We start from the raw sequence: 26586 nt of genomic DNA, 5'->3' as shown, positions 1-26586 counted from the left end.
GAAAGAACCTAGAACGGAAAAAAATCCGAGGGAAACGACCGTCATCACGAAAATGACGGCCAAAATCCGAGGAGTAAGCGCCGAAATGGGCGTCATCACGAAAATGACGGCCAAAATCCGAGGAGCAAGCGTCGAAATGGGCGTCATACCGAAAATGACGGCCAAAATCCGAGGGGGAAGCGCTGAAATGGTCGTCATACCGGAAATGACGGCCAAAATCCGAGGAGCAAGCGTCGAAATGGGCGTCATCACGGAAATGACGGCCAAAATCCGAGGGGGAAGCGCTGAAATGGGCGTCATACCGGAAATGACGGCCAAAATCCGAGGAGCAAGCGTCGAAATGGACGTCATCACGGAAATGACGGCCAAAATCCGAGGAAAAAACAAAAAACCGTCCGTCATTCACATGCCATGGCAGGAAAATGATTGACGATGTTCTTATTCGAATTCTTTTTTCTCAATCAAGAGTGTACTCGGTAACGATGCAACTCACACAACAGAAGAAGAAATCTACATATTCCATGATCATTCGTGGTAAAATGAGAGGGTATGAACGTTGGAGGGAGTATGAAACATGCATATTATGAAAAAGGCTGGTTGGATCGAATTAATATGCGGGGGTATGTTTTCGGGAAAATCAGAGGAATTGATCCGCAGAGTACATCGCGCTACATATGGTAACCTAAGTGTGGCTGTCTATAAACCCCAATGGGAAGATCGTTACAGTCATGAATGCGTAGTCTCACATAGCGGTATTGAGGTAATTGCCAAACCAATTCAAAAGCCATTGGATATCTTAATGGATGTAGCAAAAAAAGTTGACATGATTGCGATCGATGAGGTGCAATTTCTAGATGATGAGATTGTACCGGTTGTTTCCGAACTGGCTGATCGAGGATACCAAGTGGTACTCGCTGGATTAGATACAGATTTTCGTGGAGAGCCTTTTGGCCCGATGCCGAAGCTATTAGCCATTAGTGAATTTGTGACGAAATTAAACGCTGTCTGTCCGATATGCGGATCTCCCGCTAGCAGAACGCAGCGTCTCATTGATGGACGTCCAGCTTCCTATGATGATCCGGTTTTTTTGCTAGGTGCTACCGAGAATTACGAACCAAGATGTCGCCACCATCATGAGGTGCCGAACCATCCTAAGGAGAAATTGAAAACACATTACCGGTAGTTTTTGACGGCTTCCTGTAAATTCTATATACTATTTATATAGGCGAATCGGAGAAAGAGGTGAGATACGTGTTAGATCGTTTAGCATCGCTAGAAGCACGTTATGATAAATTAAATGAATTATTGAGTGATCCAGAGGTAATTAATGATACGAAAAAATTAAGGGAATACTCAAAAGAACAATCCGATCTTCAAGAGGTAACTACAACGTATCGAGAATATAAAGAGGTAACCCAACAATTGAGTGAAGCCAAAGAAATGTTGGAAGAGGATCTGGATGATGAAATGCGGGAAATGGCTAAGGTCGAGATTAATGAATTGTCTAAGCATCAACAGGAATTAGAAGAACAGATGCGCATTTTATTGCTTCCTAAAGACCCCAATGATGATAAGAACGTTATTATGGAGGTTCGCGGAGCTGCAGGTGGTGATGAGGCTGCTTTATTTGCGGGAGACCTATTCCGCATGTATTCCCGCTATGCGGAAGCGCAAGGCTGGAAGATGGATGTCATGGATTCCAATACAACAGGAGTTGGTGGTTTTAAAGAGGTTGTTTTTATGATTAATGGAAAAGGCGCTTACTCCAAACTGAAATACGAAAACGGTGCTCATCGTGTGCAGCGTGTACCAGAAACCGAATCAGGCGGACGTATTCATACCTCCACTGCCACGGTTGTTGTTATGCCGGAAGCTGAAGAAGTGGAAGTAGATGTACATGAAAAAGATATCCGTGTGGACACGTTTGCCTCCAGTGGCCCTGGTGGACAATCGGTTAATACAACGATGTCAGCGGTGCGTTTGACGCATGTACCTACAGGAATTGTTGTTTCCATTCAAGATGAAAAATCACAGATAAAAAACAAAGAAAAGGCAATGAAGGTATTGCGTGCTCGTATTTATGACAAATTTCAACAAGAGGCACAGGCAGAATACGACCAGACGCGTAAATCAGCGGTTGGTTCAGGCGACCGCTCGGAACGTATTCGGACGTATAACTTTCCGCAAAATCGTGTGACTGATCACCGTATTGGTTTAACGATTCAGAAGCTGGATCAGATTTTGGAAGGAAAACTGGATGAAGTGATCGAAGCCTTAGTTATTGAGGAACAAGCGAAAAAAATGGAAGAAATCGGTGAATGATAATGGTAAAAACAATTCACGAGGCCCTGAATAGGGCTTCTTCTTTTTTAGAGGAGTCTGAATGTGAGACCAAGGTAGCTGAGATCCTTTTGTTAGACCAATTACAATGGACAAAGACAGAATTGATCACTCGTTTAAGAGATCCAATTGCAGCGCAAACTTATCAACAATTTATGCACAAAGTGGAACAACATGCTAGGACAAAAGTGCCTGTACAGCATTTAACGGGAAAAGAAACTTTTTTTGGCAGAGAATTTTACGTGAGTTCCGATGTGCTGATCCCCCGTCCAGAGACGGAAGAACTAGTGCAACAAGTCTTGCAGCAAGTGGAGTATCCTTCTTTTACTTGTGTGGATGTTGGGACTGGAAGTGGTGTGATTGCGATCACCCTAGCAAAGGAGTGGGCGCAAGAACGACAAGCAGACTTACTGGCTGTGGATATATCGGATAAGGCACTACAAATCGCAAAGAGGAATGCAACGTTATTAAAGGCACCTGTGTGCTTCTATCAAGGAGATTTTTTAAAACCGCTTATAGAACAAGATATAAAAATAGATATATTGGTTTCCAATCCTCCCTATATTTCCTATCAGGAGAAAGAAGAGCTGACAGAAACCGTTCGTCACTTCGACCCTGAGCTGGCCCTTTTTGCTGAAAACAACGGCTTATATGCCTATCAAAAAATTATCCAGCAGGCAGCTTATGTGATGAATCCAAACGGCTGGCTCTTCTTTGAGATTGGTTATACCCAAGCACAGTCGGTGACAACCCTTATTCAAACCAAATTTCCTATGAGTCAGGTGACCGTCTTGCAAGATATCAATGGAAAAGACCGTATCATTCAAGCAAGACTATAAAGGGAAGAAACGTTACGATATGCCAAGGTGAAGGCTAACGATAGCACTACAATGGAATGTGCAGCTAGAATCAGAGAGGAACTTCCATAAAATAATAGATAGCAAGTTTAAAAGTTTTCGATATTGTCCACAATGGGGATAACAAACGATCCACAGGGGGATAATCATGCGAAAACTTATTTTATTTACTGTACTTATTGGCTTAATCATTGGTTTTTTTCCACAAAAGGTAGCAAGTGAACAAAGCGGTCCACAGGTCATTCCAGATGAGGCGATTCGTTTACGTATTCTAGCTAACAGTGATTCAGATGAGGACCAGGCGTTAAAACATCAGGTGCGCGATGCGGTAAACGAGGAAGTAACCAAGTGGGTAGCAGATATTCGTAATATAGAAGAGGCGAGAGAACTTATTAATGAACGAATTGATGATATTGATCAGATAGTGGCAGAAACGGTCGGCAATGAAGATTATCAGGTAGATTACCGTGAGGATGTTGCCTTTCCTGTCAAACTTTATGGCGACTATCTTTACCCGGCTGGTGAGTATGAAGCGATTCTTATTACACTCGGTGAGGCAGAAGGATCCAACTGGTGGTGTGTCGTGTTCCCACCTTTGTGCTTTTTAGACTTTTCTTTCGGTACCACGGTAGAGGATGATGAGGGTCAGGAGAAAGAACCAGAAGTAACGGAAACGTCAGAAGAGGAAGTGGAATATACTTTTTTCTTTTTAAAATGGTTTCAGTAATCATATATCTATCATTTTTCACATAGATTAACACTAATAGAAAAATGATAGAGGTGAATTGAAATGGAGCTAAAAGCAACCAAATATTTAGATGATCAGGAATTCCAGGCTTTTTTTGATGAGACAATGCCAGGGGTAGAACAGGTGCAGCATAAAGAACATGGCTATTTTCTTTATGATCACGATCTGCCCATCGCCTTTTTTACATTGATAGAGATGGAGGATCAGGTTTGTTGGCTGCGTAGCTTACTGATCAAACGTCAAGCCCATATTTTGCTGCCAGTCAGTTTAATTCAGTCTGCGGAACAATTAGCAGCAAATCGTCAAGCGTCCCATTTAGTTACCCACAGCACCAGTCAAATACTTGATGAGTTATTCACACAATTGGGTTATAAACCGTCAAATCAGGCATTAGATCAATCTATAGAAGCAAATTGGTGGATAACTTCACTGGAAAATGTGGATAAAACAAGCAGTTATACACAAAGCTAGGCTTATCTGTGCATGGATATGTGTATAAATAGAATGTATCAAACTATTAACAAAAAAGCGTTAGTGAAAGTGTGGATAAGCAAGGTATTTATGCACAGGTTACAAGTAACTTGTGCATAAGTTTGTGGATAAGTTATCTTGCTTGCACATTTGTGTGAGCCCGTTCATAATAAAGCGAGACGATCATTAGTCAAGGCTTGCTATGCATCCTAATAGATAAACATTTTAATACCTGTTATGCCTGCTGCTAAACGGCAGCAGGGGGTAACAAATAGTGCAATGAATAGATCGAGGGATAATATGAAAACAGAAAGATTAACTGCAGCTAGCGACACACTAGCAGAAGCAGCAGCTTATATACAACAACAGGAAGTCGTAGCCTTTCCTACCGAGACTGTGTATGGACTAGGGGCAGATGCCACAAGTGAAGCAGCTGTGGCCAAGATTTTTGAGGCGAAGGGACGCCCAGCGGATAACCCGTTGATTGTGCATGTTCATGAACCAGGACAGATCAAGTACTACACGGAGACGATACCTGTAATGGCACAACAACTGATTGATCAATTTATGCCTGGTCCTTTTACCATTATCCTGAAAAGTAATGGAAAGGTAGCACCAACCGTATCGGCCGGTTTGGATACTGTGGCAATCCGTGTACCGCAACATCCGGTAGCACAGGCCTTAATACAGACTGCTAATTTACCGCTAGCCGCGCCGAGTGCTAATGTTTCTGGTAAACCAAGTCCTACTACTGCGGATCATGTTTATCAAGATTTGTGTGGCAGGATCCCTTGTATTCTGGATGGGGGGGCGACAGGAGTTGGCTTGGAGTCAACGGTTGTCGATGCGACAGGAGAGGTACCTGTCATTTTGCGTCCAGGAGGCATTACGAAACAAGCAATCGAAGCGGTTATTGGTGAGGTGAAGTTGACCAAGTCATTAGCGGCAGAAGCTCAACCGAAATCACCTGGTATGAAATATAATCATTATGAACCAGAAGCCCCTTTATATTTAATAGAAGGAGAATCGGCTTTCTTTCAACAACAAATTATCCATTTTCAGCAAGCTGGTAAGAAAGTTGGGGTCATGGCCACGACCCCGTTGATGACGAAACTTACAGCGGATGAAGCTTTCACGATGGGAGAACAGGATAATTTGAAAGAGGTGGCAGCCAACCTTTATACAGGTTTGCGCTATTTTAATCATAAAACGGTCGATGTTATTTTATCTGAGTGTTTTCCTGCTCAAGGAATGGGAGCAGCCATTATGAACAGGCTTGACAAAGCAGCAACCGATCGAATCCAACACATATAATCCACTCCCCCTGCATAGAAATGGGACAAGAAGTAGTCGTGTTTGTCCATTTTTGTACAGGGGGTTTTTATGTGGGAGAATTGTTGTCGATTAGCTGTATTGCGCTTGCCTTATCAATGGATGCCTTCTCCGTAGGACTAGCTATTGGCATGCAAGAGATTAGATTAAAGCGCATTGCCTATATTGGATTTATCGTTGGTTTGTTTCATGTGATGATGCCATTTGCGGGTCTCAGTTTAGGTTCCATTCTATCTGATAAAATAGAAGGTATTGCTCATTTAGCGGCGGGATTATTGTTATGTGCGATTGGTTTGCAAATGATTCTGCAAACATGTTTAAAGCGAGAAACACCGATGCTCGCTCCAGCAGGGCTTGGTCTCTTGATTTTTGCCTTTACTGTCAGCCTGGATAGTTTTTCTATTGGTCTGTCCCTTGGCTTGTCTGGTGTAGTGACCTTATTGGCGCTTCTCTTATTTGGATTGTTTAGTATGGTCTTCACTTGGCTTGCCTTATTGATCGGTCGGAGGGCCCATCACTTATTGGGGGCTTATAGTGAGGTGGCAGGTGGCGTTATTCTTTTTTTCTTTGGTTTACAAGTCTGGTGGTAAGGCAACCCTTCTGATGTTGCGTATCATAAACGTACACGATATAGTAGATAAAGAAGTGAATGAATAAATGGAGGCAGCAAGAATGAAGATATTATTTGTTTGTACTGGAAATACATGCCGAAGCCCGATGGCTCAAGCCATTCTACAGGATAAGACAGAACACGATGTGCAATCTGCTGGTATTTTTGCTGGGGAAGGACAACCTGCCTCAGACGGAACACGTATGGTATTGGACGAGCATGGGATCGATTTTCGTCATTCTTCACAACCAGTTAATGAAGAAATGATCGCATCGGCAGATTTGGTCTTGGCTATGACGCAAGGTCACCGTGACATTCTTAAACAACAATACTTTCCCTTTGAGGAAAAAATCTTTACCTTAAAAGAATATGCAGATCCGCAGTTTCAAAAGGTGTGGGAACAGTTGAAGAAGGCCTATGCTGCATTAGAAGAGGCCAAGTTATCAAATGATGAACAGATAGAAGAAAAACAACAAAAAATTAATCAATTAGAGAAAATCGTGCAAAATACCGATATAGCTGACCCTTTTGGTGGTAATATCATGACTTATCAAAAAATTTATCAAGAAATCGATAATTATCTTGAATTATTGGTTAAAAAGATAGACAATAGAAGTAGATAAAAAGTCATGGTTCAGGAGGGGAAGGAATGGCAACACAACAAAAGAAAGGAATTAATTTGGGGATTAAGTTGGTCCTATTTACTACTACATTAGCAATTATTACATATTCCACAAGTGCATTTTTTATTTATGTGCTTCAGGAGAGGATTCAAGCATATATTGATATTCCCGAACTTGTATTTGTGTTAGTTACATTATTATTAGGGATTATTTGGTCTGGCATTCTGGCCTTTGTGGCAGCTGGTGTCATCACTAAACCGCTAAAACGCTTAAAAAACATTGCAACGAGAGTAGCAGAAGGGGATCTGAATCAAGATATCTCCCCACCGCGCACAACGGATGATGAAATTGGTGCTTTGACCATTGCCTTTCAGAAAATGGTGTATCATTTACGAGCTGTATTAGAAGAGATTAATCAGCATGCACAAACAACCTCTGCTTCTGTACAACAAATGAAAGAAGCAACTATGAAAACGAAGGAGCAAACCACGGCATTGGAAGATACGGTTGGGCAAATTTCTTCAGGTGCGGAAGAAACTTCAGAAGCCATTCAGCAAACAGCAGAGGCCGTAGAGAATTCCACAAGATTGGCTACACAGGTGGATCAGAAGGCAGAGGACTCCCAGGTCAAGTCCAATGAAATGGTAGCACAGCTTCAAGAATCAAAAGCAGTGATCAGTAAGTTGGTGGCGGGGATTAGCGGGTTGGCAGACAATCAAGAAGCGGCTCTTCAAGATGTCAATCAATTGTCGCAAAAGGCGAAAGAAGTAGAGAATGTCATTTCGATGGTTGGTGATATTAGTGAACAAACCAATTTACTAGCATTGAATGCCTCCATTGAAGCCTCAAGAGCGGGAGAAGAAGGAAAAGGATTTGCCGTGGTGGCGGAGGAAGTGCGTAAATTGGCAGATCAGAGTTCTGAGGCAGTCCAAACGATCTCTGCCTTGATTAAGACGATGCAACAGGATGTCAATGTAGTAGTCGATACGATCCGTCAGCATGTGGATGGCACACATGCCGAGGTGGAAAAAGGGGAACAAACAACGATCGTGATTGATCAAATGGCCACTTCTATCAATGAGGTAGTTTCTTCGATTCAAGCCATTTCGCAAATAGTGAATACACAATTACAGGAAATCGAAGCGACCCAAGCTAAGTCTGAGAATGTGGCGGCGATTGCTGAAGAAACGTCAGCTGGTGCCGAGGAGATGCATGCAACGATCACGGAACAGGCCGATTTTGCGGAACATTTAGAGGAGTTGGCAGTCACCCTGGATCGTCAGGCACAATATTTACAAGGAAAAATTAGTCAATTTAAACTGAATTAATATCGTTTTGCCTATGTTTCTGTTAGCCTTTTCAAACAGAAGGACGTTTTGTATTGAAATGTTGAAACAACCTCTAAAAAAGAAGTATTTTGTTGCTAAATATGATAAGATAGCCTATATAAAGGATATTAATTAGGCAAAGGAGCATTATAACATGAAGGTCATTTTAGCATCAGATCATGGAGGCATTCATTTGGCAAAAGAAATTGTCTCTTTATTAGAGGAGTTAGCCATCCCATATGAGGATATTGGTTGTCATTGTACTGACTCCGTAGATTATCCGGATTATGGCATACCTGCAGCCGAGCGTGTGGCGAGCGGGGAATTTGATCGGGCTATTTTAATTTGTGGGACGGGTATTGGTATGTCGATTGCTGCTAATAAGGTGAATGGGATTCGGGCAGCGCTTGTACATGACCTATTCAGTGCCAAAGCAACACGGGAGCACAATAATTCCAATGTATTGACAATGGGAGAGCGTGTCGTAGGGGCAGGTCTTGCCCGTGAAATTGCCCGTACATGGTTAACCACTGAATTTCAAGGTGGACGTCATGCTAATCGCGTCGGCAAAGTAACAAGTTACGAAAATCAGTAATGTGGCAGTGCCCGACAAGAGGATAAAAAAACAAAGCGTTTCGATACATGTATGAAAAGGAGAAGAGGAACTATTCATGCAACTAGAACAATGGCAAACAGAAATAAGAACGATGGTAGATGAATGGATATCACTCGATTTTCTAACAGCAGGTGATTTGTTTGTAATTGGCTGTTCTACCAGTGAGGTAGTTGGTGAGCATATTGGAACAGCAGGCAGTGAAGAAGTGGCAGCAATGCTGTATGATGCGTTCAAACATCTGCAGGATATAACAGGCGTTCACCTATGTTTTCAGTGCTGTGAGCACTTGAATCGCGCCGTCGTAGTTACAAAGCAGCTAGCACAGGAGCGGAACCTCACTCAAGTTTCTGTACAACCTGTTCGTCATGCTGGTGGATCAATGGCTGCCTATGCTTATCAACATTTGCCTGAAGCGGTAGTGGTAGAGGCCTTACAAGCAGATGCAGGAATAGATATTGGTGAGACAATGATTGGCATGCATTTAAAGCCGGTAGCCGTTCCGCTTCGTTTAACGCAACGTTATGTCGGTCAAGCACGAACAACCCATGCTCGCACAAGACCGAAGTTAATCGGTGGACCGAGGGCGGTTTATCCGGTCTCTCCATGAACTGCTTTATAATAGATGGATCTTTATTTACGAATAAAGGTGCATCTTTTCTTTTTAACATTCGTAAAAAGTGCTAGAATTTTCTTCAAAATCATGTTATTTTAGAATAAGTTGCACGAAATAACGAATGGTTTACACACTATCAATAATGAATACAGGGGGAAATCATCCATGGAGCACTTGAAAAATTTTGATCCGGAGATCTATCAATCGGTAGAGTTAGAACGTAAACGTCAGCATGATAAAATCGAGTTAATTGCCTCAGAAAACTTTGTTTCTCAAGCAGTAATGGAAGCGCAGGGTTCTGTATTAACCAATAAATACGCAGAAGGATACCCAGGTCGACGTTATTATGGCGGTTGTGAATACGTGGATGTGGCGGAAGATTTGGCACGTGATCGAGCAAAAGAAATCTTTGGTGCAGAATATGTCAATGTGCAGCCACATTCTGGAGCACAAGCAAATATGGCTGTTTATTTCACAGTGTTGGATCCAGGTGATACAGTGCTTGGAATGAATTTGAATCACGGCGGTCACTTGACACATGGTAGTCCAGTTAATTTCAGCGGTAAGTTATTCCATTTTGTCGATTATGGAGTAGATAAGGATTCCGAGAGAATAGATTATGACCAAGTGCTAGCAAAGGCAAAAGAAGTAAAACCAAAATTGATCGTTGCTGGTGCAAGTGCTTATTCACGTGAAATAGACTTCAAGAAATTTCGTGAAATTGCGGATGCTGTGGATGCCTATTTAATGGTAGACATGGCACATATTGCAGGTCTAGTTGCGGCAGGCTTACATCCAGACCCTGTACCGCATGCCCATTTTGTAACGACAACGACACACAAAACATTACGTGGCCCGCGCGGTGGTTTGATTTTGTGTAAAGAAGAGTATGGTCGTAAAATTGACAAAACCGTTTTTCCAGGAATGCAAGGCGGCCCATTAATGCATGTGATCGCAGCGAAAGCTGTGTCTTTCAAAGAAGCTCTATCACCGGATTTTAAAGTGTACGGTGAAAATATTATCAAAAATGCGAAGAAATTTGCGGAGGTACTGCAAGCAGAAGGTATTCGCATTGTTTCAGGTGGTACAGATAATCATTTATTATTATTAGATGTTCGTGATTTACAGCTAACAGGAAAAAAAGCCGAGGCAGCCTTGGACGAAGTGGGTATTACTACGAACAAAAATACGATTCCATTTGATCCAGAAAGCCCGTTTGTTACATCTGGTGTGCGTGTTGGTACTGCTGCTGTTACTACTCGTGGTTTTGCTGAAGCAGAAATGGGAGAAGTAGCAAAAATTATCGCCTTAACGCTAAAGAACCCTTCCGACGAAGCAACGTTAACGGAAGCTCGTGATCGAGTAAGTGCTCTAACGGCAAAATTCCCCTTATATCAATAAATAATAGCAGACTCGTCTTTTGGATGAGTCTGCTTTCGTCTGTGCACATGGATTATTAGGAAGGTGCTTGCATGACTGGTGTTTTTTCTGTACAATTTGAACGATGATTCGTTTGAATATCGACAAAATTTAATAGGGTAAAGGAGTTTTTCGCATGAGTAAGTTATTTGTTCTAGATCATCCATTAATCCAGCATAAATTAACGTATATTCGTAACAAAAATACGGGGACCAAGGAGTTCCGGGCCTTAGTTGATGAGGTTTCGACCTTAATGGCATTTGAGATTACCAGAGATCTTCCATTAGAAGAAACAACCATTCCAACCCCCGTCCAGGAAACAACATCACAAGTCATTAGTGGTAAAAAAATCGGTGTTATCCCTATTCTAAGAGCTGGTTTAGGGATGGTTGATGGCATTCTGAAATTAATTCCAGCAGCAAAAGTCGGACATGTTGGCTTATACCGAGATCCAGAAACATTAAAACCAGTTGAATATTATTTGAAATTACCAAGTGATATCGAAGAACGTGAATTAATTGTCGTAGATCCAATGCTTGCTACTGGCGGCTCAGCGAATGACGCGATCCACTCTTTGAAAAAACGTGGTGCTGTCAATATCAAATTGATGTGCCTGCTTGCCGCTCCTGAAGGGGTAGAGTTGGTGCAAAAAGAACATCCAGATGTCGATATATATTTAGGTGCATTAGATGAAAAACTAAACGAAAAAGGCTACATCGTGCCAGGTCTAGGCGATGCCGGTGATCGATTATTTGGAACGAAATAAATGAGGAGGCAGTTTTGTCGCAAAAGGCAGTTTATGCGAGACAAAGCTGCCTTTTTTATAGCTTAAAAAAGAATACCATCCTTGGTATAATAGGGTATGGAATGACCTGGACCTGGAACGAATCAGGCTGCAAATAAAAAAGATAGCATTACTCAGCCATAATGGAAAAATAGATTTAACAGACACAAAACCGCCCAAACGCGAAATTTTGTCCGTAAGAATAAATCTCGCGGACTGAAGAGATTAAATCCCGTTCCACAGTCCATAAGAATGAATCTAACGGACAAAAAAACGTCAAATCCCAACCATCAAAATCTTCCACTCAGACAGCTATAAGACGAAAAATAAGCATGGTGTACATATCTAACCAGGAAGTAACACATACTACTCCTATTTGAAAAAGGAGTGCTCACTATGTCGTTTTTACTATCACTAATGCTGTTCACTGCCTCTGAAGATTATTCATTAATTATCGAAGTAGAAAATGACCCTCATGATGCTGCAGAACAAATCGAAACATACTACCCTCAGATAGACATTCTCGCAGTGTACGATACGATATTTAATGGGGTGGCGATTAAAACCGATCAACGCAACCTAAAAAAGTTGGAGCGGCGATCTTTTATAAAAAAGAGCTATCCTGTTCAAACCTATCAAACACAAACGGTTACCAGCAATATAAACGAGAGCATTCCATTTTTAATCCCGGATGATCTTCCTTACAGTGGTAAAGGAGTGAAGGTTGGAGTAATTGACACAGGAATTGATTATAGCCATCCAGATTTGCAAAAGAATTATCAAGGGGGCTATGACCTTGTCGATTTAGACGACGATCCGATGGAAACAAAAGTGGAGGACGGTCTTCCAACAAATCACGGCAGTCATGTGGCAGGGATTATTGCGGCGGATGGAGAGATGCAAGGGGTTGCTCCAGATGCAGAGCTGTATGCCTACCGAGCGCTTGGCCCTGGGGGGACTGGATCCTCGATTCAAGTGATGGCTGCGATTGAACAAGCCGTCAAGGACGAAATGGATATTATTAACCTATCGCTTGGCAACTCCATTAATGGTCCTGACTGGCCGACCAGTGTAGCCGTTAACCGAGCAGTGGAGCAAGGGGTATCTGTTGTCATAGCGAATGGGAATACAGGTCCGGAACTATGGACGGTAGGCTCACCTGCAACGGCGGACCATGTAATTTCGGTAGGTGCCTCCACGCCAGAACTTCAGCAGCCTTATTTGTATGACCGTTTTCAAGATAAAACAATCGAATTAGCTCCTATGCAAGGATCGGCAGAATGGGAATTAGAGAAGGACCTTAAAGTAACTACCAATCAAAAACAGCTAAAGCATCATGACCGTATTTTAGTAGTCAAAAGAAGTGATGTTCCCTTTGCTAAACTGGCGTTGGAGGCAGAACGTCAAGGGGCGACGGCTTTATTAATTGCCAATAAAGAACCGGGCTTATTTCAAGGGGCGGTTGAAGCGGAGGTTTCCATTCCAGTTGCCGCCATCTCACAGGAGGACGGAGAATGGCTGGAAAAGAACCAAGGTTATCTCCAGATAAAGCAGACTTCAGTTTCAGATACGATTACCGATTTTAGTTCCAGAGGACCAGTAACGGTAAACTGGGCGATTAAACCGGAGATTGTTGCCCCCGGGGCAAATATTCTTAGCACCGTGCCTGGTGGGTATCAAGCTTTGAGCGGAACTAGCATGGCCTCTCCACATGTAGCCGGCGTATTAGCCCTGATAAAAGAGGCACACCCGGATTGGACACCTGCTCAATTAAAAGCAGCCGTTTTAACCACTGCAAAACCCTTACCTGATTATCTGCCATTGGAACAAGGGGCAGGAAAGATAAACCCAAGGGCCGCTATTGAAACAGCTACATTGTTGGACCACTCTTTATTATCCTTTGGCAAAAAAACAGAACAGAGTGAACAAACAACGGAAACAATTACGGTTTATAATGTATCCAATCAAACCCAGCAATATGCTTTTCATCTGCCGAAACAAAAGCAGGCCATTCGCTTTCAATTACCCAAAAGTTTTACCCTTGAACCAAATGAGAGCAAGCAGATCAACATAAAAGCGACCATTAGACAGACTGGGAAGCCAGAGCCGATTAATCAAGGTTACTTATTTCTCAATGATCAGCCACTACCTTATATGTATGTCAGTAATAACGCCGATATCCCACAGGCAATGGGATTAGAGTTAGATATTATCCCTTTTGAGGACAGCTATCAATATCAGCTGTATTTAGTGGAAGCAGCCAATAAAGTAACCATCGATCTTTATGATCCGGTGACTTTCGCCTTTGTAACAACGGCGGCAGAAGTGAAAGACGCGCCACAGGGAGTGTTGGAAGGTGAAATCAACCAGACGGAGCTATTAGAACATGCCTATATTGCAAATGTCACGGTGGAAACAACAACGGGACAGACCTATCAATATCAAGCAAGCTGGGGAGAGTAACTCTCCCCAGTTCCATTATTTCGGTGGACGAAACAATTGTCACATTTCATTCAAAGAAGAAGAATGAACTTGTAAAAGAGAAGTTAATCTAGCATATTTCGAAAAAAAGAGCAAAAGAATCATTTATTTTGGGTTTTTGTCCTAAAATTCGATTGACAACAATGGGTCTCTATTGTATTCTAATCTAGTATGGATGATAAGGGTTTCAGCTTTGTGATAAAATATTTGCATAAGTTATGCGTTTGTTGCGTACATACATAAATAGTTACTTTTTAGCATGACAGCATGGTGTAACGTATCACTCTACCGTCCTTTAAACTTGTGCTTGATTAAATGAGGTGAGTAGATGTCACCACCTAAAGGGAAAATCTACAACGGTTTTGCAATTTATTCTGCAATTTTGTCACAGCTTGTTGGAGTACCGCTGTTGGGACTCTTCACAGGGAAGTATCTTGACAACCACTTATCAACCTCACCACTTTTTTTAATCATTGGACTTCTTTTAGGGTTAGGAGCCGGATTATATGGAACGATTCTTTACGTAAGAGACGTAACGGGAGACGAATAAATGATGAATCAATACAAACAGATGATAACCCGTCAGCGTAAATGGATGTTCTACCTTCTTGCATTATTTGTTCTTGGCTGGGGTTTTACACCTTATACAAGAATATTCCTCGGACTCCTTCTAGGAACAGCATTAAGCTTTTACAGCTTATGGACAATGCAACGGAAGATCGATCGTTTTGGACAGGCCGTTGCTCAAGAAAATCGAGCAACAGGAATCGGAACTTTCACCCGTTTAGCCACCGCCGCATTAGCCGTCATTATTGCTATGCGCTTTGAAGAACAATTCCATTTGATGTCCGTTATTTTGGGATTAATGACAACCTATGTTGTTATTATGATAGATTTTGCAATATCTACTTATAGAACTAGCAAAGGGAAGTGAGGTGAAGGAATTGGATCACGAATCACCGATGTTGAATGATGTATTTGGTATACCATGGCTGGATTTTGACTTATCAACATCACTTATGACGCTTATCTCTTCTATCATTGTGTTTATCATTTGTACCTTAGCAGCGAGAAACCTCAAGATGAAGCCTACTGGTTTTCAGAACTTCATGGAATGGATTGTCGATTTTGTTAAGGGGATTATTGGAGATACAATGGATTGGAAGACAGGGAAGGTCTTTCTCCCATTAGGGTTAACCTTACTTGTGTACATTTTTATCAGTAATATTCTAGGTGTTATTACCATGGGAGTATGGGGGCATACGTTGTGGTGGAAGTCACCTACCTCGGATGCAACACTTACATTATCGCTATCTGCGTTGGTCATTATTTTAACGCATTACTATGGGATAAAAACAAGAGGGGTTGGCGAATACCTGAAAGATTACATCCGCCCTGTACCATTTTTATTACCTTTCAAAATTATTGAGGAATTTACAAATACCTTAACGCTAGGTCTGCGTCTTTTCGGTAATATCTTTGCTGGTGAAATTTTATTATCACTTATCACGAAAATGGCGATGATAGCAGTCCCACTTACCACCGTCGTCTCTATTGTACCGATGATGGCATGGCAAGGTTTCAGTTTATTTATTGGGGCTATCCAGGCATTTATTTTCACCATGTTAACAATGGTTTACATGTCTCATAAAGTGAGTTCAGACCATTAATATAATTTAATCTTTATTACTTATACATTTTAAAGGAGGAAACACACAATGGGAGCTTTAGCAGCTGCAATAGCAATTGGTTTGGCGGCACTTGGTGCTGGTTTAGGTAATGGTATGATCGTAAGTCGTACAGTAGAAGGGATTGCTCGTCAACCCGAATTAAGAGGTCCACTTCAAACGACAATGTTTATCGGGGTAGCGCTAGTAGAGGCGATTCCAATTTTCGCCGTAGTTATTGCCTTTATGGTAATGTAATTATTATTTAAATGAAGAATAGAATGGCGAAGTTCGTCTAAGACAACCTTCGCCATTCCTTTGTAAGCAGTTATTGGATACTTAACGTGGAATGAAATGAATGGTGAAATAGATAACTAACGGTAGGAAGGAGTGAACACGGTGCAACTTTTAACAGATGGCCTTGTTTTACAGGCAGCAATTGGTGGATTGCAAGGTGGAGATATGGCTTTTGCGATTATCAGCTTTTTAATTTTGCTTGCACTATTGAAGAAGTTTGCGTGGGGCCCGTTGATGAACAAGATGGAAGAACGAGAGAACCACATTGCCAATGAAATTGATACGGCAGAAAAGAATCGCAGAGAGGCTGAAAAGTCCGTATTAGAAGCAAATGAGCAATTGAAATCAACTCGTCAAGAGGCACAGAAAATTATTGAAGATGCGAAGAAAGCAGCCGTTGATCAGGAGCGCTCGATTGTAGAGGCGGCTAATCAGGCAGCTGTTCGTATTAAGAAATCAGCTGAAGAAGATATCGCGCGTGAAAAAGAGAAAGCAGTGGAAGCACTTCAAGCACAGGTGGCGACCTTATCTGTTCAGATTGCTACCAAGGTAATTGAGAAAGAAATTAACGAAGAAGATCAAGAACAATTGATTCATGACTACATTAAAGAGATAGGAGAAGAGCGATGAGTAAAGCAAATGTAGCCAAACGTTACGCAGAAGCTCTTTTTCAAATAGCTCAAGAGAAATCAACAACGGATATGTTAGAAGAAGAATTAGCTACAGTGAAGGAAGTATTTCAGGCAAATGCAACGTTCCTAGCCTTTCTACAACATCCTCAAGTAGCTGGTGAAAAGAAAAAACAACTTCTCTCAGAAGCGTTCTCCGGTTTTTCCAAGGATGTATTACATACTCTTTTCATCCTTGTTGACCGCCATAACGAGGAGATTGTGCCTGAAATTGTCGATCACTTTATCACGTTTGCCAATGAAGCAAAGGGTATCAAAGAGGCGACTGTATACTCGGTTAGAGCATTGACAGAAGTAGAACAACAAGAGATTGAACGTGTATTTACGAAAAAATGGAATGTAACATCGTTAAAGATAAATAACCAAGTGGATCCAACGGTTATTGGCGGTATTCGAATTAAAGTCGGCAATACGGTATATGACGGTTCGCTTAAAGGTAAACTAGATCGCTTAGAGCGACAAATAACAGTAGCAAATTAAGGACGATAGGGGTGAAATGGCATGAGCATTAAAGCTGAAGAAATCAGTGCACTGATTAAGCAGCAGATCGAGAGCTATGAATCAGATATTGAAGTAAGTGATGTGGGTACGGTTATCGAAATCGGTGACGGTATTGCACGTGCACATGGTTTGGATAACGTCATGTCTGGTGAGCTTGTCGAATTTTCAAATGGTGTCATGGGTATGGCACAGAACTTAGAAGAATCTAATGTCGGGATTGTAATCCTTGGACCTTATACAGAGATCCGTGAAGGTGACGAAGTTCGTCGTACGGGTCGTATTATGGAAGTGCCAGTTGGTGAGGAACTTATTGGTCGTGTCGTTAATCCATTAGGGCAGCCAGTAGATGGTAAGGGGCCAGTGGAGACGGCAGCATCACGTCCATTGGAGTCACCTGCACCTGGTGTTATGGATCGTAAATCGGTGGATGAGCCACTACAAACAGGGATTAAGGCAATCGATGCCTTGGTGCCAATTGGTCGTGGTCAGCGTGAGTTAATCATTGGTGACCGTCAAACAGGTAAAACAACGGTAGCAATTGATACCATTTTGAACCAAAAAAATGAAGATATGATTTGTATTTATGTGGCGATTGGACAAAAGGATTCCACCGTCCGCAGTACGGTTGAAGTACTGCGCAGGTATGGGGCGTTAGATTATACCATTGTCGTTTCTGCAGGTGCCAGTGATCCTGCACCACTTCAATATCTAGCGCCATATGCTGGAGTTTCCATGGGCGAAGAATTCATGTATAACGGTAAGCATGTCTTGGTTGTGTATGATGACTTAACTAAACAGGCTAACGCATATCGTGAACTTTCTTTGTTACTACGTCGCCCGCCAGGTCGTGAGGCATTCCCTGGTGATGTGTTCTATTTACACTCTCGTTTATTAGAACGTGCAGCAAAGCTTAGTGATGCGAAAGGCGGAGGTTCTTTAACAGCACTGCCATTCGTTGAGACACAAGCAGGGGACATTTCAGCGTATATTCCAACCAACGTGATCTCGATTACCGACGGACAAATCTTTTTACAGTCAGACTTGTTCTTCTCGGGTGTACGACCAGCGATAAATCCTGGTTTATCCGTATCACGTGTTGGTGGTTCTGCCCAAGTCAAGGCGATGAAAAAAGTTGCTGGTACACTTCGACTCGACTTAGCATCTTTCCGTGAACTAGAGGCATTTGCTCAGTTCGGTTCCGATTTGGATAAGGCAACCCAGGCCAAACTGAATCGTGGTGAACGAACCGTTGAAGTCTTGAAGCAAGGACTTCACAAACCATTAGTAGTTGAAAAGCAGGTTATGATTATCTATGCCTTAACGAAAGGCTTTCTGGATGAGATTCCTGTTGTGGATATTACACGATTTGAAGAAGAATTTATGACTTGGTTAGATAATAACAAGCCTGAATTGTTAGCAAGTATTAGAGATACAGGTGCATTACCAGATGCCGATGAGATGAATGGAGCCATTGAAAGCTTCAAACAAACATTCGTAGCGTCAGAATAATGGGATTCCAAGCGTCAACCTTGAAGGAAAGGGTGGTGAAACGAAGTGGCATCGTTAAGAGATATTAAAACTCGGATTACCTCCACACAAAAAACGAAGCAAATCACCAAGGCTATGCATATGGTATCTGCCTCTAAATTGTCCAGAGCGGAAGAGTTCGCAAAGGCATTTGATCCATACAGCAATAAAATTAAGGAAGTCGTTAACAGTATCGCTGGGAGCGGAGAAGCAGAACACCCGATGTTACGAAGCCGCGAAGTGAAAAAAACAGCATATTTTGTGATCACTTCCGATCGTGGTCTGGCTGGAGCTTTCAACAGTGGAGTTCTTCGTGAAGTATATCGTACGATTCAAGAGAAACATCAATCAACAGATGAATACGCCATTATTGCAGTAGGCCGTATTGGTCGTGACTTCTTCAAAAAACGTCAGATGCCGATTCTAAAAGAGATAACAGGTCTTTCTGATCAACCAAGCTTTGCAGATATTCAAGATCTAACATCAGAAACGGTACAGCTTTTTGTAGAGGAAGAGATTGATGAATTGGTAATTTTTTATAACCACTTTGTTAGTGCGATTTCGCAAAAGGTAACCAATAAACAGCTTTTACCACTTACTGAGTTGGCAGAAGAGGCGAAAGGTGTACAAAGTGCTTATGAATATGAACCAAACCAACAGGAAATTTTGAATACATTATTGCCACAATATGCAGAAAGCCTGATTTTTGGAGCATTGCTTGATAGTAAGGCAAGTGAGCATGCCTCACGTATGACCGCTATGAAGAGTGCAACAGATAATGCAGATGATCTAATTGATGATCTTTCACTGCAGTACAACCGTGCAAGACAGGCGGCTGTTACACAAGAAATTACGGAAATTGTTGGTGGCGTAGCAGCATTAGAATAGAAGAAACGGTAAGGATTGATTATGATAGGAGGGAAATCGATGGCTACAGGACACGTTATCCAAATCATGGGGCCGGTTGTTGACGTGAAATTCGCAGACAGCAACCTCCCGGAGATTTATAATGCGTTGAAAATTCAATATGATGTCAACGGTGAAGCAAATGAACTTACAGTCGAAGTAGCGCTTCACCTTGGAGATGACGCCGTACGCACGATTGCTATGGAATCAACGGAAGGTGTAAAACGTGGAGCAGAGGCAATTGACCAGGGAGCGCCAATCTCTGTACCAGTTGGAGAAGAAACATTAGGTCGTGTCTTCAACCTGCTAGGTGATAATATTGATCTGGATGAGAAATTGAGTGACGATATACGTCGTGATCCGATTCATCGTCCAACACCTAAATTTGAGGAATTAGCAACAGATACCGAAATCTTAGAAACTGGGATTAAGGTAGTAGACTTATTAGCACCTTATATTAAAGGTGGTAAGATCGGTTTGTTTGGTGGTGCGGGTGTAGGTAAAACCGTACTTATTCAGGAACTGATTAATAATGTTGCCCAAGAGCATGGTGGTATCTCTGTATTTGCAGGGGTAGGTGAACGAACACGGGAAGGGAATGACCTTTATTATGAAATGAAGGATTCCGGTGTTATATCAAAGACAGCCATGGTGTTTGGACAAATGAACGAACCACCTGGAGCGCGTATGCGTGTTGCCTTGACAGGCCTGACTATGGCGGAATACTTCCGTGATGAACAAGGGCAGGACGTGTTATTATTTATCGATAACATTTATCGTTTTACCCAAGCAGGTTCAGAGGTATCTGCCTTACTTGGTCGTATGCCGTCAGCCGTTGGTTATCAGCCTACACTTGCAACGGAAATGGGGCAGTTACAAGAACGTATTACGTCAACGAATAAAGGTTCTGTTACCTCTATCCAAGCGGTATACGTTCCTGCCGATGACTATACGGACCCGGCCCCAGCAACTACCTTTGCACACTTAGATGCAACAACCAACCTTGATCGTAAGTTATCCGAACAAGGTATTTATCCTGCGGTGGATCCACTTGCTTCTACTTCACGTGCATTAGACCCGGAAGTAGTGGGAGACGATCACTACAACGTAGCGCGAGAAGTACAGCAAACTTTACAAAAGTATAAAGAATTACAGGATATTATCGCCATCTTAGGGATGGATGAATTGTCAGACGAAGATAAGCTCACAGTAGCTCGTGCACGTCGTATCCAATTCTTTTTATCACAGAATTTCCACGTGGCTGAGCAGTTTACTGGCCAGGAAGGTTCTTATGTCCCTGTTCAGGAAACAGTACAAGGTTTCCGTGAGATTCTCGATGGTAAATATGATGATCTTCCAGAGGATGCCTTCCGATTAGTTGGACGTATTGAAGAGGTCATTGAAAAAGCAAAACAATTTGCATAGTAGAAAATCTGTCTTATTTCAGTGTAATGGCTGTAAGACTCCCACTACAAGAATGAAGGAAAAGTGTGATGCTTGGGTGGAGGATCCAACAGCCAATAACGGCCCGAATGGTTCAACTAACATTCAGTTTATAACAGTCTAAGGAGGGGTTCTGTTGAAAACAATAACGGTAAGTGTTGTTACTCCAGATGGCCCTGTTCTGGAAGAAGCTTTTGAAATGGTTAGCTGTAAAGCAGAAAATGGTGAGTTGGGTATTCTACCTGGTCACATTCCGCTCGTTGCTCCATTATCTATTAGTGGTGTGCGATTGAAGGGTGACAATCCTCAACGTGTAGCAGTTAGTGGAGGTTTCTTGGAGGTTCGTCCTGATAAAGTGACCATCTTAGCTCAATCAGCGGAACGTCCCGACGATATTGACGTCAAACGAGCACGAGCTGCGAAGGAACGAGCTGAAAGTCGTTTACAAGCTAAACAAGATGAAATAGATTTCAGAAGGGCAGAATTAGCACTTAAGCGTGCCTTAAATCGAATTGATGTTGTGGAAAACAGGTAAGACAACGTTTTTGCATACTGATTTTCTAATATAATAGCATTAGAGACTGTCTCAATATTAAAAATTGATACAGTCTCTTTTCTATTCAAAAAACAATAGGGTTTGAACGATTTTGAACGGGAGTAGAAGACGATTCCAGAAAATTAGCATCACTTCCAGTCAATGTGCCGATAAGACGGGTTATGTAAAGTAACAAGTCCATCTATTCCATGTAGTAAAGTTGATTGTTTGTCTGTGCTAGGAAACGCTTCGGAAATAGGTTCCGCTTTCCACCTTTCTCGCAGGAGTCTCCACCTATTTCCTCCGCTAGGTAGTAGGACTACAATCGAATGACTGCTAAAATGTAGGATTCTAGGCACCATTATCATGCTAGATAAACTTGTTCAGAGCATGATTCGATCATACATTATGGTTTTTATAAATGAAAGAACCATTTTGTAGCATGATCCATGGCATATCCGAAAAATCAGTTGACGATTTTCTCCTTTTACTACAACACTGGCTTGGTACCTAAGCTGCTTCATCCTTGCAGTAACAACCATTGTTGTACGTATATCTAGCGGAGGGAATATGCGGAGACTCCTGTGGGACCAGGACGAGCTGAAGATCCACTTGTAAAAGTGCTCTTCTTTTGCAAGTTAGCTGAAGCCGGCCCCACGGTATAGGAAACACGATGAGAGCGTTCTTTGCTCGAATCGCCTGTTGACTTATGCCCTGTGGGTAAAAGCGCAGCATATTCCCGCAGCGTTTGCTTAGCACAAATAAAATGATCAAACTCACCACTAAGGAAAGTGGGATACTTTACATAGTCTATCTTATCGGCAGTTCAGTGACTTCTTTAAGTGGTCGGTAAAGGAACGGGCGACATTTGCACGGTTTTTCTTGTTAATGATTGAAAAATTGACAACATATCAAGTCGAAATTTCCCGGGAAATAAAGAAGAAACGAATCAAGACACGAAGACACAAATATGTTAAACTAAAACCAAAAGTGAATGAATGAGGGATTTCAAATGATGCAAACCGTTGCCCAAGAAGGGCTAATATCGATTATATCGCACATTATTTTTATTGTTATTACTTGGCGGGTGATTCAATCCGTCAATTTTGATGATTTTTTTCGCAAAGAAAGAGTATTTGAGGCACGTATCTTGATCATTTTAATTACTATTGTGATAGGCACTACCGTTAGTAACTTCTTTCTCGATTTTCTGCAATGGTCTCAGCAGCTTATCTATCTTTTTGAATAAAAATGCATAGTAAGACCATGTAATAAAGTAACAAAGAAGTTATGAAGAAGGCTTCCTTTTTGAGAAAACGAATTCGATTATCACACGTATAAATATCTTATTTCCTGCCAACACTTTTAAAAAAGAAAGGGTGAATGGGGAATGAGGTATTTATTTTTTTTATGTAGTATGATGCTTGCTTGGAATTTTATATATGCGCCAGGGGACAAAGCCGCCGCGAACGAAGAGGAAATAGGGGATATGCTGGCCACCTTCCAGACATATGACCTGAATCTAGCAAACTTGCAAACCACGATCAAAGAAACAAGAAAAATTTCGGAAATGGACCGTTTTATAGAAAGCATGAAAGGGTATCACATGAATATAGTGGAAAATGAAAAAAACATCCGATTTGAATCAGCTGATAAAAATAAGATGCCAACACAAGAAACATTATTATTAGTACCAACAGCAAAGGATTCAACATACCAAATCATTTATACGATCTCGTCACCTTTAGACCAGATGAAAGTACTTGATACCTACCATTTGAAAGTAAAAAAGGTTACTAATGAATTATTTTCACAAAATGCTCAATATTTCTCTTGTCTAGAGGCATGGAAAGATGATATTATAGATATTGTTTCTTTTATAAAATTTGTAAAAAAACAATTAGATATAACAATTATTGACGAAATAAATGAACCCGAATTTTATACATGGACAGGTTATACGAAACAATGGACGAATAAATTAAAACAGCAGGATGACGATATCAATGTACATATTGCTGTGAGCGAAAGGATAGGCGATAAAACCAATATCACAATTGGCACACCTATCCTTATTACTGAATACTAATAATAATGAATATGGACACAGAGGAGAATGAACTTTGGAAAATATCATCGTTCGTGGCGGAAGAAAAATGGAGGGTACAGTTAGGGTTGAAGGTGCAAAGAACGCTGTACTACCTGTTATCGCTGCAAGTATACTAGCAAGTGAAGGCAAAAGTGTGATTCATGAAGTACCTGCATTGGCAGATGTAAACACGATAAACCAAGTATTACGACATATGAATGTAGATGTAGTATATGATAAAAATACCGTAACCATTAATGCAACAAAAGAAGTATTAACAGAAGCTCCTTTTGAGTATGTACGAAAGATGCGCGCTTCTGTATTAGTGCTTGGTCCATTATTAGCCCGATACAGCCATGCGAAGGTAGCTTTACCTGGAGGATGTGCCATTGGATCAAGACCTATTGATTTGCATTTAAAAGGGTTTGAAGCAATGGGGGCCAATGTCAATGTCGGAAATGGCTTTGTCGAGGTTTCGGTACAGGGAAGACTGCAAGGGGCGAAGATTTATTTAGATATGCCAAGTGTAGGTGCAACAGAGAATATTATGAGTGCAGCGGTACTGGCAGAGGGAAAAACAACGATTGAAAACGCAGCAAAAGAACCAGAGATAGTAGATCTAGCAAACTATTTAAATAAGATGGGCGCTAATGTGGTAGGTGCAGGCACAGAAACCATTAAGATCCAAGGAGTAGATAAATTAGTTGGCGCCGAACATGCGATAATCCCGGATCGTATTGAGGCGGGAACCTTTATGGTGGCTGCAGCTATCACCGGTGGAAATGTGTTGGTAGAGAATGCCGAGATAGAGCATTTACGTGCCTTGGTTGCAAAGATGGAGGAAATGGGTGTTGAGGTATACGAGGAATTGACAGGTGGTATTCGTGTAATTGGACCTGATTATTTAAAGGCCACCGATATTAAAACACTTCCACATCCAGGTTTTCCAACTGATATGCAATCACAGATGATGGCGTTAATGCTTGCTGCTAACGGCACAAGTGTCATTACGGAAACGGTTTTTGAAAATCGCTTTATGCATGTGGAAGAATTTCGCCGTATGAATGCCAAATTGAAGATTGAAGGCCGTAGTGTGATAGTGGAAGGGCCTGTTTCATTACAGGGAGCAGAAGTTGCTGCGACAGATCTGCGTGCTGGTGCTTCCTTAATATTAGCAGGATTGGTATCCGATGGATATACCCGGGTAACCTCGCTTTATCACATTGATAGAGGTTATGTAAATATTACTGATAAATTTGCGCAGCTTGGTGCCGATATTGAACGTGTGGAAGTGGAATCTACGCCAATTAACACGATGCAGGAACAAGCAGAAGTATAGTAACAGGCAAAAAGGATAACTTATGAACTGGCAGTAAGAAAGGTTTGTGAAAAGTTATCCTTTTTCTGCTTGCAGAGGAATCTAATAACGTTATACAGCGTAGCTACGCCCTGTTAAGCAGAGGCGTAGCTTCGGCATGGGGTCCATTTTATATGGAAAATATCAGAAGATTGGGCAATGTAATAAGTTCACTGATCAGTTCTAATCTCTTAGCTTACAGAATAAGATAGAGTAGAAACGAACAGAGGAGGTTATTCATGCTGCGACGGCCGAACAAAAGCAAGCAGAAAAACTGGAAAACACCTAGTCTAATCTTTATTTCTATCTTATTTACCTTTATGTTTGTCATTCCTACCGTGATTGTCTTACCTTTTGCTGGTGGTGAGGAGTCAGAGGTGTCCAAGGAAGCGGAGCCAGTCGTCCAAGAAGAAAAGCAGGCAAACCAAAAGCTGGTATCACCTTTTGATGTCCGTGTTCTCCGTACCGAAGAGGATACAGTGGAAGAAATCCCACTAGAAGACTATGTCGTACATGTAGTGGCCTCGGAAATGCCTGCAGATTTTGAATTAGAGGCGTTAAAGGCACAAGCTTTAGCCGCGAGAACTTATATCGTACGCTTTCTGACATACGAACAATCAGAGGATTTACCAGACAGTGCCGATGTAACAGATACGGTTGATCATCAAGTGTATAAAAACACGGATGAACTAAGACAGATATGGGGCAGCGACTATCATTGGAAAATTGACAAGATTGAACAAGCGGTAGCTGCTACCCAGGGCACAGTTATTACGTATGAGGACCAACCGATTACACCAGCCTTTTTCTCTACCAGTAATGGTTATACAGAGAATTCAGAGGATTATTGGGAGAATGAATTACCTTATTTGCGTGCCGTTGAAAGTCCCTGGGATGAGGATATATCTCCTAAGTTCCTTGATCAACAGGTATTTACTTCGGCAGAACTAGAGAATAAGCTACAGGTCAGTCTGTCCAATCAGTCAGATCAATTTCAGCTAACCAGGACAGATAGTCAACGGGTAGATCAAGTAGAAATAGGCGGTCAGACATTTAGTGGTAGGGATATACGCGAACAATTAGGGTTATCATCTAATGATTTCACGATTAGTAAGAAAAATGATCACTATGTCTTTACAACAAAAGGTTTTGGGCATGGAGTGGGAATGAGTCAGTACGGTGCAAACGGTATGGCACAAGAGGGAAAGACATACGATGACATTATTGCTTATTATTACAAAGGGACAGAATTAAACACTTTAGAACAGGCTACGCCAACTCTTTTAGTAAAAAAATAAAAAAACATGTATATTTATTCCTTCATTTGATCACAATGGTTGCTGAGGTGATGTA

The 26586-nt window shown here is 41.7% G+C and carries 29 protein-coding genes; all 29 read left to right on the top strand.

Going from position 1 to position 26586, the window contains the following annotated elements; genetic code table 11:
- Positions 1 to 52 precede the first annotated feature (52 nt).
- Positions 53 to 430 carry a hypothetical protein gene (locus tag E0E32_RS06185; protein ID WP_165444974.1) on the top strand — a complete coding sequence of 126 codons (378 nt, stop codon included), beginning with the start codon at positions 53 to 55 and terminating at the stop codon, positions 428 to 430.
- Between the two features lie 144 nt (positions 431 to 574).
- Entirely contained in the window at positions 575 to 1183 is a 609-nt protein-coding gene (locus E0E32_RS06180; protein ID WP_130859289.1) for a thymidine kinase, read from the top strand.
- 68 nt (positions 1184 to 1251) lie between these two features.
- Positions 1252 to 2322, top strand: a complete 1071-nt coding sequence (gene prfA, locus E0E32_RS06175) for a peptide chain release factor 1 (protein WP_066188116.1) — start codon at positions 1252 to 1254, stop codon at positions 2320 to 2322.
- A 2-nt stretch (positions 2323 to 2324) separates the two neighbouring features.
- Positions 2325 to 3179 (top strand): peptide chain release factor N(5)-glutamine methyltransferase, encoded by an 855-nt coding sequence (prmC, locus tag E0E32_RS06170; protein ID WP_130859288.1) that lies wholly within the window; start codon positions 2325 to 2327, stop codon positions 3177 to 3179.
- A 166-nt stretch (positions 3180 to 3345) separates the two neighbouring features.
- Positions 3346 to 3924 carry a stage II sporulation protein R gene (spoIIR, locus tag E0E32_RS06165; RefSeq protein ID WP_066188114.1) on the top strand — a complete coding sequence of 193 codons (579 nt, stop codon included), beginning with the start codon at positions 3346 to 3348 and terminating at the stop codon, positions 3922 to 3924.
- A gap of 63 nt (positions 3925 to 3987) precedes the next feature.
- Positions 3988 to 4416, top strand: coding sequence for a hypothetical protein (locus tag E0E32_RS06160; RefSeq protein WP_066188112.1), 429 nt, complete (start codon positions 3988 to 3990; stop codon positions 4414 to 4416).
- Positions 4417 to 4716: 300 nt separating this feature from the next.
- Positions 4717 to 5730 carry an L-threonylcarbamoyladenylate synthase gene (locus tag E0E32_RS06155; RefSeq protein WP_130859503.1) on the top strand — a complete coding sequence of 338 codons (1014 nt, stop codon included), beginning with the start codon at positions 4717 to 4719 and terminating at the stop codon, positions 5728 to 5730.
- Between the two features lie 20 nt (positions 5731 to 5750).
- A complete protein-coding gene (locus E0E32_RS06150; RefSeq protein ID WP_066188110.1) occupies positions 5751 to 6338 on the top strand; it encodes a manganese efflux pump MntP in 588 nt (195 codons plus the stop codon).
- 82 nt (positions 6339 to 6420) lie between these two features.
- On the top strand, positions 6421 to 6981 hold the full coding sequence (locus E0E32_RS06145) for a low molecular weight protein arginine phosphatase (protein WP_130859287.1): 561 nt from the start codon (positions 6421 to 6423) through the stop codon (positions 6979 to 6981).
- A gap of 26 nt (positions 6982 to 7007) precedes the next feature.
- Positions 7008 to 8309: a methyl-accepting chemotaxis protein gene (locus E0E32_RS06140; protein WP_130859286.1), complete on the top strand. Its 1302-nt coding sequence runs from the start codon at positions 7008 to 7010 to the stop codon at positions 8307 to 8309.
- A 154-nt stretch (positions 8310 to 8463) separates the two neighbouring features.
- Positions 8464 to 8904 (top strand): ribose 5-phosphate isomerase B, encoded by a 441-nt coding sequence (gene rpiB / locus E0E32_RS06135; protein ID WP_130859285.1) that lies wholly within the window; start codon positions 8464 to 8466, stop codon positions 8902 to 8904.
- Between the two features lie 76 nt (positions 8905 to 8980).
- A complete protein-coding gene (locus tag E0E32_RS06130) occupies positions 8981 to 9532 on the top strand; it encodes a TIGR01440 family protein (protein WP_130859284.1) in 552 nt (183 codons plus the stop codon).
- 171 nt (positions 9533 to 9703) lie between these two features.
- Entirely contained in the window at positions 9704 to 10939 is a 1236-nt protein-coding gene (gene glyA, locus E0E32_RS06125) for a serine hydroxymethyltransferase (RefSeq protein WP_130859283.1), read from the top strand.
- Between the two features lie 154 nt (positions 10940 to 11093).
- Positions 11094 to 11723 (top strand): uracil phosphoribosyltransferase, encoded by a 630-nt coding sequence (upp, locus tag E0E32_RS06120; RefSeq protein WP_066188098.1) that lies wholly within the window; start codon positions 11094 to 11096, stop codon positions 11721 to 11723.
- A gap of 414 nt (positions 11724 to 12137) precedes the next feature.
- Entirely contained in the window at positions 12138 to 14204 is a 2067-nt protein-coding gene (locus E0E32_RS06115; RefSeq protein ID WP_286171753.1) for a S8 family serine peptidase, read from the top strand.
- A 346-nt stretch (positions 14205 to 14550) separates the two neighbouring features.
- Positions 14551 to 14772: an AtpZ/AtpI family protein gene (locus tag E0E32_RS06110; protein ID WP_066188094.1), complete on the top strand. Its 222-nt coding sequence runs from the start codon at positions 14551 to 14553 to the stop codon at positions 14770 to 14772.
- Positions 14773 to 14775: 3 nt separating this feature from the next.
- Positions 14776 to 15156, top strand: a complete 381-nt coding sequence (locus E0E32_RS06105; RefSeq protein WP_066189005.1) for an ATP synthase subunit I — start codon at positions 14776 to 14778, stop codon at positions 15154 to 15156.
- A gap of 10 nt (positions 15157 to 15166) precedes the next feature.
- On the top strand, positions 15167 to 15892 hold the full coding sequence (gene atpB / locus E0E32_RS06100; protein WP_130859501.1) for a F0F1 ATP synthase subunit A: 726 nt from the start codon (positions 15167 to 15169) through the stop codon (positions 15890 to 15892).
- Positions 15893 to 15940: 48 nt separating this feature from the next.
- Complete coding sequence (gene atpE / locus E0E32_RS06095) at positions 15941 to 16147, top strand: F0F1 ATP synthase subunit C (protein WP_066188092.1); 207 nt, start codon at positions 15941 to 15943, stop codon at positions 16145 to 16147.
- Positions 16148 to 16288: 141 nt separating this feature from the next.
- Entirely contained in the window at positions 16289 to 16816 is a 528-nt protein-coding gene (gene atpF / locus E0E32_RS06090; RefSeq protein WP_066188089.1) for a F0F1 ATP synthase subunit B, read from the top strand.
- Complete coding sequence (locus tag E0E32_RS06085) at positions 16813 to 17355, top strand: F0F1 ATP synthase subunit delta (protein WP_066188087.1); 543 nt, start codon at positions 16813 to 16815, stop codon at positions 17353 to 17355. The genes atpF and E0E32_RS06085 overlap by 4 nt, the downstream gene beginning before the upstream one ends.
- 21 nt (positions 17356 to 17376) lie before the next feature.
- On the top strand, positions 17377 to 18885 hold the full coding sequence (atpA, locus tag E0E32_RS06080) for a F0F1 ATP synthase subunit alpha (protein ID WP_066188085.1): 1509 nt from the start codon (positions 17377 to 17379) through the stop codon (positions 18883 to 18885).
- Between the two features lie 45 nt (positions 18886 to 18930).
- Positions 18931 to 19791 carry an ATP synthase F1 subunit gamma gene (atpG, locus tag E0E32_RS06075; RefSeq protein ID WP_130859282.1) on the top strand — a complete coding sequence of 287 codons (861 nt, stop codon included), beginning with the start codon at positions 18931 to 18933 and terminating at the stop codon, positions 19789 to 19791.
- A 39-nt stretch (positions 19792 to 19830) separates the two neighbouring features.
- Positions 19831 to 21234, top strand: a complete 1404-nt coding sequence (gene atpD / locus E0E32_RS06070; RefSeq protein WP_066188080.1) for a F0F1 ATP synthase subunit beta — start codon at positions 19831 to 19833, stop codon at positions 21232 to 21234.
- Between the two features lie 154 nt (positions 21235 to 21388).
- The gene (locus tag E0E32_RS06065; protein WP_066188078.1) at positions 21389 to 21787 is read left to right on the top strand and encodes a F0F1 ATP synthase subunit epsilon; all 399 of its coding nucleotides are present in this window, start codon (positions 21389 to 21391) and stop codon (positions 21785 to 21787) included.
- A gap of 1012 nt (positions 21788 to 22799) precedes the next feature.
- Complete coding sequence (locus E0E32_RS06060; RefSeq protein ID WP_066188076.1) at positions 22800 to 23036, top strand: DUF1146 family protein; 237 nt, start codon at positions 22800 to 22802, stop codon at positions 23034 to 23036.
- 141 nt (positions 23037 to 23177) lie between these two features.
- Positions 23178 to 23876, top strand: a complete 699-nt coding sequence (locus E0E32_RS06055) for a YwmB family TATA-box binding protein (RefSeq protein ID WP_130859281.1) — start codon at positions 23178 to 23180, stop codon at positions 23874 to 23876.
- A 34-nt stretch (positions 23877 to 23910) separates the two neighbouring features.
- The gene (gene murA / locus E0E32_RS06050) at positions 23911 to 25215 is read left to right on the top strand and encodes a UDP-N-acetylglucosamine 1-carboxyvinyltransferase (protein WP_066188073.1); all 1305 of its coding nucleotides are present in this window, start codon (positions 23911 to 23913) and stop codon (positions 25213 to 25215) included.
- 257 nt (positions 25216 to 25472) lie between these two features.
- Positions 25473 to 26531, top strand: a complete 1059-nt coding sequence (gene spoIID, locus E0E32_RS06045) for a stage II sporulation protein D (RefSeq protein WP_066188072.1) — start codon at positions 25473 to 25475, stop codon at positions 26529 to 26531.
- The last annotated feature ends 55 nt before the right edge of the window (positions 26532 to 26586 follow it).

Source organism: Gracilibacillus phocaeensis, from assembly GCF_900626275.1.
GTDB lineage: Bacteria > Bacillota > Bacilli > Bacillales > Amphibacillaceae > Gracilibacillus > Gracilibacillus timonensis.
The sequence above is the reverse complement of the archived record's forward strand: the minus strand, read 5'-3'. Positions and strand labels throughout refer to the sequence as shown.